This is a genomic window from Mucilaginibacter sp. (assembly GCF_025362475.1).
Taxonomy (GTDB): Bacteria; Bacteroidota; Bacteroidia; order Sphingobacteriales; family Sphingobacteriaceae; genus Mucilaginibacter.
Genome location: NZ_JANYGH010000005.1, coordinates 133,501 through 146,130, shown reverse-complemented (window position 1 = coordinate 146,130; position 12,630 = coordinate 133,501). Strand labels below are relative to the sequence as shown.

Here is a 12,630-nt window from a genome sequence, read left to right as displayed (position 1 = left end):
GCTTAAATTCAAGCCTTCTCTTTAACAAGATAAACAGGCTGGAGTGACAATTCATGCGGAGCAGTGATATCAACGTTTCGTTTGAATCCATAGCTTTCGAAAAAATCCAAATAAGGATTATTTTCGTGTTCGCTCATCCAAATCACTTGCTGCATAGTTGATATCGAAAGGCATTTTTCAAATAGCGATTTACTAATTAAAGGGTCGTTATACTTAGCTAATACCCCAAAATCAGCTATTCTTACTAAAGTTTTGTTATCAAAAAAGTGCGGTCTTTCTCCTTTGGATGTTACCCTGGCATAGCCGGCAGGTTCATCATCTGCATAAACGATCAAGTACTGATTGGACATACTATTTAGTTCCACCATCAGTGCATCTTTATTAAAATTTACATCGATGTAATCCTCAAGTTCCTGATCAGGAATCTTTCCGGCAAACTGCTCTCTTGCGGTTGCCGCAGTCAGAAAAAACAAAGCATTAATGCCCTCTTCAGTTCCGATGGTGAATTTTGTTACGATTTTAGTTGCCATTTTAATTTTATTTAAATTTTTTTAACCCGTTAGGTAACGTAATATCTAACGCTACTAAACCGGTATTAATACACTTTTCAGATTTTTAGCCGTCAATCTTTTCGGCTTTTGTGCCTGAATACCATATAACTTCCCATGAATTACTTTCTGCCTGTTGTATCTTATTCTTCATTTAACAAACAAAGGCACCCAAGAGTAAAACATCGCTTAATCTGCGGTTGTTTCAATCATCTTTTCCCTTGTATTATTGATCATCTTTTCGATGGATTCACCGGCATTTGCCTGGAAAGCGCGACTAATAACTTCCATTTGCTGCGCGGTATGCAGTTTTCCGAAGCCCGTAGCAGTACTGCTGCTCTCTACCCTTGAAATAACATCCAGCGAGATATCGCTATTACGAAACTTGCGGCACATATATGGCCATGCCCCCATATTTTCCGGTTCTTCCTGCACCCAAATAAAATCCTGGGCTAACGCATATTTATCCTTAATCTTTTGAATTTGCTTAAATGGCGTAGGATATAGCTGTTCAATCCGTACGATAGCTACATCTGTACGTTTATCCTTTTGTTGTTTTTCAAGTAGATCGTAATAGATTTTTCCGGAACAAAAAAGCACCCTTTTAACATCGTTACTTGTTACATAGGCATCATCAATAAGTTCATGAAACTTACCTTGTGTAAAGTCAATAATGGGCGAAACACAACGGGGATGGCGTAACAAACTTTTTGGCGTAAAAACAATCAGCGGGATCCGAAAATCGCGGTGTACCTGCCTGCGCAATGCATGAAAGAAATTGGCGGGGGTGGTACAGTTCACTACCTGGATATTATTATCGGCACACAGGTCCATCATTCGCTCAATCCTTGCTGAAGAATGTTCCGGGCCCGCGCCCTCATAACCATGGGGCAGTAACATAACAAGTCCGTTACCGCGCTGCCATTTCGTTTCGGCGCTTGCTACATATTGGTCAACAATAACCTGGGCGGTGTTCAGAAAATCACCGTATTGTGCTTCCCACAAAACCAAGGCATTAGGATTAGCTAGGGCATAACCATATTCAAATCCGAGGACACCATATTCGGACAAAAGGGAATTATATATTTCAAATTTCGAGGTAGTACCCAATGAATTCAAAGGAACATATTCTTCGTCCGAATCTACCACGGTAGCTACAGCATGGCGCTGAGAAAATGTACCTCTTTTAACATCCTCGCCGCTCAATCGAACAGGGAAATTTTCTGTCAAGAGTGATCCGTAGGCAAGTAATTCCCCCATGGCCCAGTCTAATATCTTTGTGTCGTTCACCAGATGTTTCCTGTCGTCAAAAAGCTTTTCCACCTTTTTCATAAATTCTTTTCCCGCAGGCAGTGAGGTGATATCATTGCTAATTTTCAGGAGTTTATCTTCAGATATTGTGGTATCAACCGGTAGGTCAAAATCCGATGCCTTCGCTTTCCGCATTCCCTGCCATGCGCCAAGGAACATGGGTTTAGTAACCTTTATACTTTCTTCCGTTTTTGCTTCATCCAAATAACCCTGCAATTTGGCTTTTAGTGATTTATCAATTTCGGCGGCATATTCTGAGGATACGCTCCCTTCGGCAACGAGCTTCTCAACATAAATTTCCTTAGGGTTAAGATGAGCCTCTATTGCCTTATATAAAAGCGGCTGTGTAAACTTCGGCTCGTCAGATTCGTTATGCCCGTATTTGCGATAACTTACTATATCAATAAAAACATCCTCATGAAATGTCTGGCGATATTCCACGGCCATTTGTATTACATATGCCAGGGCCTCCGCATCGTCTCCGTTGACATGAAATACCGGAGACAAAACAATTTTGGCGAGATCTGTGCAATACGTACTTGAGCGGCCATCTTTATAATCGGTGGTAAAACCTACCTGGTTGTTAATAACGAGATGAATAGTTCCACCGGTACGGTACCCTTCCAGCTTTTCCATCTGCAGCACTTCATATACAACCCCTTGACCAGCCAGAGACGCATCGCCATGGAGTAATATGGGCGCTATCTTAGTGTAATCACCATCATATTTAAAATCTAATTTTGAACGGGTTAATCCCTCCACAACTCCATCCACAGCTTCCAGATGGGAAGGATTTGGGCAGAGACTCAGGTGCACATTCTTACCATTCAACGTGGTTACGTCATTGGAGTAGCCTAAATGATATTTAACATCGCCGCTCAGGTTATCGTCACTATCCTGCGTTTTACCCTGAAACTCGGCAAAGATTTCTTTATAAGGTTTTCCCATAATATTGGCGAGGACATTTAACCTTCCCCTGTGCCCCATGCCAATAATAAACTCTTCCAGCCCCAGATCCGCCCCTTTTTCAATCACGAGGTCCATCGCAGGAATCAATGACTCGGCCCCTTCGAGCGAGAAGCGTTTCTGCCCTAAAAATTTTGTCCCCAGAAATGTTTCAAAAACAACAGCTTCATTTAGTTTATTGAGTATCCTTTTCTTTTCATCTATGGAAAAACCCGGCGTATTCCTAACTTTTTCCATACGGTCTTCAAACCATTTCACCTTTATAGGATTCCCGATATACTTATACTCCGCTCCTATTGACCGGCAATAGGTTTGTTCCAAAAGTTCACGGATATCTTTAAGTTTCGCAGCCCCTAATCCAACTTCAGCCCCTGCCTGAAATACAGTTTCAAGATCCGCATTACTTAATCCGAATGTTTCAAGATCTTTTCCCGGATAATACTGCCTGCGCTCTCTTACGGGATTTGTTTTTGCAAATAAATGCCCCCGCACCCGATAGCCGTTTATCATGTTGAGCACATTAACCTCTTTTAAAAATTTCTCTGAGAGACCGCTGCTATTATTTACGGTTTGAGCTGTTGCCGGGACCTCTGAAATGGCACCAAACTCAAACCCTTCAAAAAATTTTTGCCAGCCAAATTCTACTGATTCCGCGTCTTGCTGATATGCTTCGTAGAGGGAATTTATATAGGCTGCGTTCCCGTTATTAACGTATGTTAAATGTTCCATGATTACGTACAATTAGAAATACTAATTTTTAGATATACAAAATATAGCGGCTTTAAAGTTCACACTTTACTTGAATCGCGAAAGTTTCGATAATTCAAGCCAAAGAGAAGTCGCAACTCTTTTAATGCAATTAGATTAGCAGGAAGAATGGTGCAGGTCGGTTTTGAGGTGATAATACTATATATCATCAATTTCACAACCTCATCGCGGATGATTTTGTTTAAGGAATTATCGCGAATTATAACCCTAACCAATGCCTAACACTTCGGTAGTGTATAACCGTATTTTTCCTGCCAGCTCTGCATCCTGCGCCAAATTTTTCCCGTAGGATGGTATCATATTTTTTAATTTCATTTGCCAGGCTTCGCTTTGCACCTGGGATGTAAAACAGCGTTCAATAAGATCAAGCATAATGGAAACCGAAGTTGAAGCACCGGGCGAAGCACCCAACAAAGCTGCGATACTCCCATCCCGGGACACGACGACTTCTGTACCAAATTCCAGAACACCACCGTGCGTGGGGTGCTTTTTAATTACCTGAACACGCTGGCCGGCAACTTCAAGCTTCCAATCTGTCAACTTTGCCTCCGGATAATAATTTTTTAGCGCCTGAAGGCGGTCATCGGGAGATTGTTTTACCTGATTGATGAGGTACCTTGTCAGTGGAATATTATCCAGGCCCGCCCTCACTAACGGGTATATATTATTCCATTTTATTGATTTAAATAAATCCAGGAACGAGCCTTTTTTGAGAAATTTAGTAGAGAATCCAGCGTATGGACCAAATAGCAATTTGCGTTGGCCGTTGATAAGCCTGCTATCCAAATGAGGCACCGACATCGGCGGAGAACCTACTTCAGCCTTACCATACACCTTCACTGTGTGTTGCTGAATTACTGAAGGATTATCACAAACCAACCACTCACCACTAACGGGAAATCCACCGAAGCCCTTACTTTCAGGAATGCCGGATTTTTGCAACAGCGGCAGAGAACCGCCTCCCGCACCGATGAAAACAAATTTACTTAGGAAAAGTTTATTAGCTCCGGTCTTTAAATCCTTAACGGTGATGAGCCAATTAGCATTACGGCGTTCAATTTCTGTAACCTCGCTATTCAAACTCAATTTAACGCCGTTTTGTTCCGTTAAAGATTCGATTAAATTATTGGTAAGGGCTCCGAAATTTATATCCGTTCCCAGATCCATCTTAGTAGCAGCAACTTTCTCATTATTATCACGGCCGCCCATAACAAGCGGTATCCATTCCTTTAAAAGAGCAGGATCTTCGCAATACTTCATTTTATTAAAAAAATGATGCCCGGTCAAGGCATCGTAGCGGGCCTTCAGGAAATTTACATTGTTTGAACCCCAAACAAAACTCATATGCGGCACTTTCCTGATAAATTCTTCGGGCGAATTTATTAATCCACTTTCTATCAGAAACGACCAGAATTGCTTTGAGATTTCAAATTGTTCGGCAATTTTGATTGCCTTTGTTATATCCACCGATCCGTCTGTTTGTTGGGGGGTATAGTTCAGTTCGCAAAACGCGGAATGTCCCGTGCCTGCATTATTCATGGCAACAGAGCTTTCTGCACCAACTTCATCCAGGCGTTCAATTATATCAATTGTAAGACCAGGCTGTAGATTTTTGAGCATCGTGCCCAAAGTAGCACTCATAATACCCGCGCCAATCAAAACGACGTCTGTCAGCGGGATCATAGATTTGGCATTTATCATAAAAATAATAGGTAGATGACGACTTGCTTCTACTTTGCACACCTGGAGAAAGATTCCCTTAAATTAGGTTTGCGTAACGCTTGTATCAAGCCAGTTAAAATATCAGTAATATACTCTAAACCAAATCAATACCCATCAACACAATCATCTTTAACTCCAGCTATCAGCCCGTTTCTACTTTTTTGTTTATACAAAGTTAAGTGCATATATTTCGCGGTAGCGTACCTAAAACGCCAAATATTTGATGATTCCAGCCAACCCTGGTTTCTTACTTTGAGATGATATTGTAAAGCCTTTAATCTAATTATCAATAGCCGCGGTCAGGCACCAAAACCACTATGTTAGCAAGCTGATCATCAATGGCGACACAGCAGGCTAATACCGGCCTTTTATAATTCCTTTCTTTATTGGTCATTTCAACTAAACAGGTTCCGCAGCTCCCCATACCACAACATAACCCAAAGCCGGGCACTTGTAATACATCTGAAATCAAGACCATCAGGCTGTAGTAGCCGTTCCGTTTGGTGCGGATGATGTGATCTTCACCTTGAAAATGAAGCGTAAAAATAATTGTCGATTCTTCTGTTATCATAGCTCCTCATGGAGGATTAGTTTTCAATATATTTGTGTTCTTCAGGGCATTTCAGCTAAATAAATACATTCTTAGCCTGGAACCCCATCCTCATTCAAAAAAGATAAAGGCACCATCTTTTTTCGCAATAAAGATAAACCATCCGGTATTTTTATGGTTGATACTTTTTATTTAGCCGACTTGTCTGCTTTCGAATAAACTTTGACTGGATTAGTAATTAGTTTATGTAAAGACCACATTAACTTTGCAGCGAATTTCCACAACGAATGTTTATATCAATCCAATGCAACCAACGTTAACTGATCTTATTGCCAAAGACCTAACGGTTATTTTTTGCGGGATTAATCCTGGCTTAAAATCCGCGTGGGACGGTCATCACTTTTCCGGGCGAAGCAATCGTTTTTGGAAGACTTTGCACCAGGCCGGTTTTACACCCAACGAAATTGAACCTGTAAATGACGCAACTATCCTCGATTTCGGTTATGGCCTCACAACTGCTGTGGAAAGAGCAACAGCCCGCGCTGACGAACTTTCAAGAGACGAGTTTGACAATTCCATCGAAGTATTCAAAACCAAAATGGCGCATTTCCAACCGAAATATATCGCGTTCCTGGGCAAACCAGCCTACATAGCCTTTTCCGGGAAAAAGCAAATTCAATGGGGCCATCAACCCGAAGATTTTTGTGGGGCGAAAGTTTGGGTACTACCTAACCCGAGTGGCTTAAACCGGGGATTTACCCTTAATGACCTTATTATTCATTACTGGGAATTATACCTGGCTATTCAATAAAAGCGAGCTGCATTTTATTGATATAGAATTGGAAAACTCCCTATTTTCAATTACAAAAGAATTGCGCGATTTAATGGATATTTTTTGCGCTTACACTTTTAATAAAGTATTTTTAACTATTTAGAAAATCGGGTAGCCCAAATAAATTCCGGTAGCGATATTTCTGGTATTTGACTGCCTGTATGAGGTTCCTAATACCACATAATCGTGTGAAACGATTTTTTTAATATTGACTAACTGGAAGGAATGAGTAATAAACTGCACTATGAAAGTCATATCCGTAAACGTAGGCCAGCCACGAGAGATTGCGTGGCGGGGCCAAATGGTCAGAACGTCTGTATATAAAACGCCTGTTGCCGGACGTGTTCGTGTAAGAAAACTCAATTTTGACGGGGACGCTCAGGCAGACCTCATAGGACATGGCGGCGAGCATCGCGCCGTTATGGTTTATCAGGCTGAATCATATCTGTACTGGAGCGACACCCTTCAACGTAAAGACTTTGTTTATGGTCAATTTGGCGAAAACCTTACCGTAGTAGGTATGGCCGATAATGAGGTTTGCATTGGTGACCGTTTTAAGATCGGTTCAGCAATTTTCGAGGTCACTCAGCCCCGTGTTACCTGTTGGCGGGTGGGCATAAGTACCGGCGTTCCGGAAATGCCTGCTTTGCTTGTTAAACACAAACGGCCGGGGTTCTATTTCCGGGTGATCCAGGAAGGAGAAGTTGGTGCGGGGGATGTGATAGAAAAGATTGCAGATGGGGATGAGAAAATGAGCGTCGCTGAAATTGACGGGTTGCTTTATTTAAAGGACCATCCGGAAGATAAACTGCAAAGGGCTTTAAGAATTCCTGCGCTTAGCCAGGCCTGGAATGGATCTTTCAGGGATTTGCTGGACGCTACTTCGAAAGGTTCGGTTAAAGGAAATGCCGGATTGAGCGGGCAAGCCGTTGAACCGCTCGCCTGGACAGGTTTCCGGCCTTTCGTTGTACAGCGTACGCGCATGGAATGTGAAGGAGTGCGCTCCTTTGAGTTGAGTGCAGAAGACGGCTCCCCAACGCCTGCTTTTTTACCAGGACAGCACATCGCAGTTCGGGTACATCCTACAAAAGACGGCATTCCGATGATACGTATGTATTCTCTTTGCGGACCGCAGGACGCGCCCAGTTTACGCATTGCTGTAAAGCGGGAAGTTAACGGCGCGGGCGGCATTTATATGCATGAAAAGGTGCACGACGGTGATATTTTGGAAATCAGTGCACCACGCGGAACCTTTACTTTGTCTGAAGGTAAGGAGCCTTTAGTGCTCCTGAGCGCTGGAGTAGGTGTCACACCATTATTAAGTATCCTGCACCAGGTCGCCCATCGGGATTCAACTCGGGAACTTTGGTGGATCCATTCCTGCCGGAATGGAGATTATGAAGCGTTCGGCGAAGAAGTAAGGTCCCTTGGATTGCAGTTAACCGCATTTCACCGCGTGGTAGTATACAGTTCTCCTAATGATGGCGAAGCTTGCGGGATTGACTACGACATCAAAGGTCATCTTGATTTGCAGCAATTACAAGCGATGCAACTTCCAGTTGAAAGTGAGTGTTACTTGTGCGGGCCGCCAACATATCTCCATAATATCACCGCCGCATTGAAAGACATCGGAATAGTTGACAAAAAAATTAAATTCGAGCTATTTGGAAGTTCCTCAGAACCTGTGGGCGGAGGTGGAAAACTCCCTCACCCACCGTCAGATAACACCGGGCAAGGCCCGCTCGTTACCTTTAGTAAAAGCAAAATATCTTTTCGGTGGCATCCCCGCTTCGGCAGTTTACTGGAAGCGGCAGAGGCTTGTGACATTCCTGTGCAGTGGTCATGCCGCATGGGCGTCTGTCATCGTTGTGAGACGGGTATTATCGATGGAGGGGTTACTTATTCGCCAGATCCTCTTGACCCTCCGGCAGATGGAAACGTGCTGATTTGTTGCTCCGTTCCAACAAGCCCCGTCGACCTTGACTTGTAATTAAAAAACAGGAAGAGAAATTTCAAGTTGAGATATTAATTTTGAACTAAACCAGGGAACTCGTCACTGCAAGATGATCTGAGGGACGGGTTTTGGTAACCTGGTAGAATGTGTTACTAAAGGATGATAAACTTTGGTAGCCGCATAAAAAGGCTACATCAGCTAATGAGTGTTCATTTGCAACAATAAGCTGGAACGCCTTCGCCATTCTTAGTAGTTTCAAATATTGTAGAAAAGAAACATTCAGGGTTGATTGAAAGAATCTGGACAAGGTTCTTTCACTAATTCCAAACCTTATGCTTATGCTTTTCAAAGTATGGCTTTCAGAAAGATTATCTTCCATATATGCCATTATTTTCAACATTCGTTCATTTTCTGTAAACGGTAAAGCAACCGAAAGAATTTGATTACTCACCTGCGGCAGGATGTTTTTTATGCTTTGTAAAAATGGAAATCGTTCATCACCTGGCAAGATATGTTCATTCCATTGTTCAGTGAATTTGATCATTTGAAAAAGAAGATCACTTATAGGATAGATCCCCACTTTGGTATAAAATTCATTTTGCGAGTCGCCGTTGGTATGAAAAAACAATGTTCTGCATTTAGTTGCCGAATGGCCTATCGTCATGGTATGTTCCACCCCGGCCGGGATCCAAAAATAATGCCGCGCAGGTATCACGAAAAGTTTATCCCGGAATCTTATATATCCCAGGCCTCCTTCTACATAAGTTAACTGATTTTTGGAATGTTTATGAAACGGAATATACTTTTCACATTTTTCATGCATCACAAATATTGAATCATGGCATAATTCAATTTCCTCAAGAGAAGCTACTAAACTCATTTTATTTATTTCATCTAATTTCCGAATTATCCCCTATTTACCCGTCATATAGCTGTAAAACAATTAAAGCAGCTGCTTATTTATTTCAATTCACTACCCGCATGCCCCCCTAATTACGCTTGTGGCTGGAATCATAAAAACTTTGACTATTTCTGAAATGAGATACCAAACTGGGTAGTCTAAATTTGTATTTAACGTTGAAAAGCAAAGAAGTGCTTAGATAAGATTAGGCCAATTCAGCGAAATTAAGGCATAAACAGACCGTTTCAAATGATAGTATACTCACAAAGTCAAAAAGCAGAACGTTTTAAGCAACTTTATGAAAGCGCTGTCATCTTTATTGTCCCGAAGTGCCGGAATATCGACCCGGAAAAAATTTTATCTCAGGAAGATTACCGGGCATTGGCAACAACCGGCGCCGAGCTTTCCTTTTCAAGACAACTGCACAGTGACCGAGTCTAAAAGGTGATGTGTTGACAATTGATAATGACGATATTATAAGACTTAAACGGGCGGTTAGTCTCAACAAATTCAATAATACCGATGATCAGCAAGCTGTCTCATTTACGCCGGCTTCTTGTGTTTTCACATCACCCAAATTCAGATAAAAATAAAACCAGGAATTTATGAATGCCCCCTATTTCTAATAGGGATTAAACTATAAACACGTACTCAAATAGTACAAGAATCATACAAAATGGAAACTGCACAACAAAAAGGAGTAACAGAAATATCAACAAGTGAAACAAAGCAAGTATCTGGATCAGTCGCTGTATTAGAAGCTTTGGTTGCCGAAGGTGTTGACGTTATTTTTGGTGTACCGGGAGGTGCAACAATTGCGATTTATGATGCGCTATTCGATTATAGCGAAAAACTTGAACACATTTTGGTTCGGCATGAGCAAGGTGCAATTCATGCCAGCCAGGGATATGCCCGCACATCAGGAAAAGTTGGAGTAGCCATTGCAACAAGTGGCCCCGGCGCAACAAACATGGTAACAGGTATTGCCGACGCCATGATTGATAGCACTCCGGTGGTTTGTATAACCGGGCAGGTTTACGCTCACCTTTTAGGCACCGATGCTTTTCAGGAGACAGATATCATCAATATGTCTACGCCGATAACCAAGTGGAATTACCAGATAACCGATGCTAAGGAAATTCCATCTGTTTTAGCTAAAGCCTTTTACATTGCGCGCAGCGGGCGCCCGGGCCCTGTGTTGATTGACATCACCAAAAATGCGCAGTTGCAAATGTTTGATTATAACGGCTACACTAAATGTAATCACATACGTAGTTACCGGCCAAAGCCAACCGTGCGCATTACATACGTTGAGCAAGCCGCCGAATTGATTAATAGCGCCAAAAGGCCAATGGTGCTATTAGGCCAGGGTGTAATTTTAGGCCAGGCTGAGGCAGAATTTAAACACTTCATTGAAAAGTCTGGTATTCCTTACGCGTGGACCGTTTTAGGCGCCGGTGCAATTCCATCCGATCATCCACTTAACGTGGGAATGCTGGGTATGCACGGCAACTATGCACCAAATATGTTAACCAACGAATGCGACGTGCTAATTGCCATTGGAATGCGCTTTGACGACAGGGTTACAGGCCGGTTAGACAAATATGCCAAACAGGCAAAAGTAGTTCACCTTGATATTGATCCATCTGAAATTGACAAGAATGTAAAATCAACTGTACCCGTTTGGGGCGATTGCAAGGAAACCTTGCCAATGCTGACTGCTTTAATTGAACAAAAGCAACATACTGAATGGCTGGCGAGGTTCCAGGCATACTACCAGGAAGAACTTAATGAAGTTATCTACCCCGAATTAAATCCTACCTCAGCCGAAATAACCATGGGTGAAGTTATACGGCACCTGAATGATCTTACTAAAGGCGAAGCGGTTATTGTAACAGACGTTGGTCAGAATCAAATGGTGGCCAGTCGTTATACTAAACTCAATAAAACCCGCAGTAACGTAACCAGCGGTGGTTTAGGCACAATGGGTTTTGCTTTGCCCGCCGCAATTGGGGCAAAATATGGTGCACCCGAAAGAACTGTAATAACAATCGCCGGGGATGGGGGCTTTCAAATGACGTTGCAGGAATTAGGCACCATTATGCAAAACAAGATAGATGTTAAAATCATCATTTTAAATAATCGCTTTTTAGGAATGATACGCCAGTGGCAGGAGTTATTTAACGATAGCAGGTATTCGTTTTCGGATCTTGAAAGTCCGGATTTTGTGACTTTAGCAGCCTCTTACCGAATTGCAGGAAAGCGTGTATCTGATCGTCAGGAATTACCAGAAGCCTTAAATGAGATGATAAATAGCAAGGGCTCATTTTTATTGGAAGTAATGGTAACAAAAGAAAACAATGTTTTTCCGATGGTAGCTCAGGGATGTAGTTTAAGTGAAATCAGGCTTAAATAATCACATGAAAAACGAAGAAACAAATAAGCAGGAATTCAATATCACTGTATACTCAGAAAACCACGTGGGATTGTTAACTCAGATAGCCACGATGTTTACGCGAAGGAAAATAAATATCGAAAGTCTGAATACATCTCCATCAGAGATTGCTGGTATTCATCGCTTTCATATATTAATTTCAGAAACGGAGGATGTTATCGGCAAACTTGTACGTCACCTGGAAAAACTGACAGAGGTCCTCAAGGTATACTATCACTCCAATGATGAAGTGATCTGGCAGGAAATGGCATTGTATAAAATGTCAACAAATATTATTAAAGAACATTTAAGCGTTGAACGGTTATTGCGGAGGTATGGAGCAAGAGTAGTGGTGATCCGAAAGGATTATACAGTATTCAGGTCACCGGACACAGAGAGGAAACCGATAATTTAATAACAATTTTAGAACCCTACGGCCTGATTGAGTTTGTACGGAGTGCCAGGGTAGCTATTATAAAAAGCAGTGATGGTTTTAATACCAAATTAAAACAGTTTGAAAAGTTAGATCCATTAACTGATATGGTACCTGAAGACTTTTTGAATGAAGTAACAACCGGTGAGATAATTGTTTAAAAAGTAATGATTGGAATGTATCTACCCTGTCATTGGGGTAGATCATTCAA

The 12,630-nt window shown here is 41.9% G+C and carries 10 protein-coding genes; 5 read left to right on the top strand and 5 right to left on the bottom strand.

Annotation, left to right across the window (positions count from 1 at the left end; all coding sequences use genetic code 11):
• Positions 1 to 8: 8 nt before the first annotated feature.
• The 4 genes from Q0R88_RS02520 to Q0R88_RS02505 all read right to left on the bottom strand — a co-directional run bounded on the left by Q0R88_RS02520 (position 9) and on the right by Q0R88_RS02505 (position 5,886).
• Complete coding sequence (locus Q0R88_RS02520) at positions 9 to 530, bottom strand: N-acetyltransferase (RefSeq protein WP_295711835.1); 522 nt, start codon at positions 528 to 530, stop codon at positions 9 to 11.
• 207 nt (positions 531 to 737) lie between these two features.
• A complete protein-coding gene (locus Q0R88_RS02515; protein WP_295711833.1) occupies positions 738 to 3,554 on the bottom strand; it encodes a 2-oxoglutarate dehydrogenase E1 component in 2,817 nt (938 codons plus the stop codon).
• Between the two features lie 246 nt (positions 3,555 to 3,800).
• Positions 3,801 to 5,294: a malate dehydrogenase (quinone) gene (gene mqo / locus Q0R88_RS02510; RefSeq protein ID WP_295711832.1), complete on the bottom strand. Its 1,494-nt coding sequence runs from the start codon at positions 5,292 to 5,294 to the stop codon at positions 3,801 to 3,803.
• A 307-nt stretch (positions 5,295 to 5,601) separates the two neighbouring features.
• Entirely contained in the window at positions 5,602 to 5,886 is a 285-nt protein-coding gene (locus Q0R88_RS02505; protein WP_295711830.1) for a 2Fe-2S iron-sulfur cluster-binding protein, read from the bottom strand.
• A 283-nt stretch (positions 5,887 to 6,169) separates the two neighbouring features.
• Here Q0R88_RS02505 and mug point away from each other — a divergent pair, with 283 nt between their 5' ends.
• The gene (mug, locus tag Q0R88_RS02500) at positions 6,170 to 6,676 is read left to right on the top strand and encodes a G/U mismatch-specific DNA glycosylase (RefSeq protein ID WP_295711827.1); all 507 of its coding nucleotides are present in this window, start codon (positions 6,170 to 6,172) and stop codon (positions 6,674 to 6,676) included.
• Positions 6,677 to 6,941: 265 nt separating this feature from the next.
• Positions 6,942 to 8,687, top strand: coding sequence for an MOSC and FAD-binding oxidoreductase domain-containing protein (locus Q0R88_RS02495; protein ID WP_295711825.1), 1,746 nt, complete (start codon positions 6,942 to 6,944; stop codon positions 8,685 to 8,687).
• A 46-nt stretch (positions 8,688 to 8,733) separates the two neighbouring features.
• On the opposite strand, the gene Q0R88_RS02490 is transcribed toward Q0R88_RS02495, so the two are convergent.
• Positions 8,734 to 9,531 carry an AraC family transcriptional regulator gene (locus Q0R88_RS02490; protein WP_295711823.1) on the bottom strand — a complete coding sequence of 266 codons (798 nt, stop codon included), beginning with the start codon at positions 9,529 to 9,531 and terminating at the stop codon, positions 8,734 to 8,736.
• A gap of 697 nt (positions 9,532 to 10,228) precedes the next feature.
• Between Q0R88_RS02490 and ilvB the strand changes: the two genes are divergently transcribed.
• Genes ilvB through Q0R88_RS27145 form a run of 3 tightly spaced genes read left to right on the top strand, consistent with a single transcriptional unit; the run spans position 10,229 to position 12,580 of the window.
• Positions 10,229 to 11,968: a biosynthetic-type acetolactate synthase large subunit gene (ilvB, locus tag Q0R88_RS02485; protein ID WP_295711821.1), complete on the top strand. Its 1,740-nt coding sequence runs from the start codon at positions 10,229 to 10,231 to the stop codon at positions 11,966 to 11,968.
• A 4-nt stretch (positions 11,969 to 11,972) separates the two neighbouring features.
• Positions 11,973 to 12,401, top strand: a complete 429-nt coding sequence (gene ilvN, locus Q0R88_RS02480; protein ID WP_366086628.1) for an acetolactate synthase small subunit — start codon at positions 11,973 to 11,975, stop codon at positions 12,399 to 12,401.
• Positions 12,311 to 12,580: a hypothetical protein gene (locus Q0R88_RS27145; RefSeq protein ID WP_366086655.1), complete on the top strand. Its 270-nt coding sequence runs from the start codon at positions 12,311 to 12,313 to the stop codon at positions 12,578 to 12,580. The genes ilvN and Q0R88_RS27145 overlap by 91 nt, the downstream gene beginning before the upstream one ends.
• Positions 12,581 to 12,630 lie beyond the last annotated feature (50 nt).

Coding starts and splice junctions, on each gene's coding strand:
- Q0R88_RS02520 (WP_295711835.1), bottom strand. CDS start 530: ATGGCAACTAAAATCGTAACAAAATTCACCATCGGAACTGAAGAGGGC.
- Q0R88_RS02515 (WP_295711833.1), bottom strand. CDS start 3,554: ATGGAACATTTAACATACGTTAATAACGGGAACGCAGCCTATATAAAT.
- ilvB (WP_295711821.1), top strand. CDS start 10,229: ATGGAAACTGCACAACAAAAAGGAGTAACAGAAATATCAACAAGTGAA.
- mqo (WP_295711832.1), bottom strand. CDS start 5,294: ATGATAAATGCCAAATCTATGATCCCGCTGACAGACGTCGTTTTGATT.
- mug (WP_295711827.1), top strand. CDS start 6,170: ATGCAACCAACGTTAACTGATCTTATTGCCAAAGACCTAACGGTTATT.
- Q0R88_RS02505 (WP_295711830.1), bottom strand. CDS start 5,886: ATGATAACAGAAGAATCGACAATTATTTTTACGCTTCATTTTCAAGGT.
- Q0R88_RS02495 (WP_295711825.1), top strand. CDS start 6,942: ATGAAAGTCATATCCGTAAACGTAGGCCAGCCACGAGAGATTGCGTGG.
- ilvN (WP_366086628.1), top strand. CDS start 11,973: ATGAAAAACGAAGAAACAAATAAGCAGGAATTCAATATCACTGTATAC.
- Q0R88_RS02490 (WP_295711823.1), bottom strand. CDS start 9,531: ATGAGTTTAGTAGCTTCTCTTGAGGAAATTGAATTATGCCATGATTCA.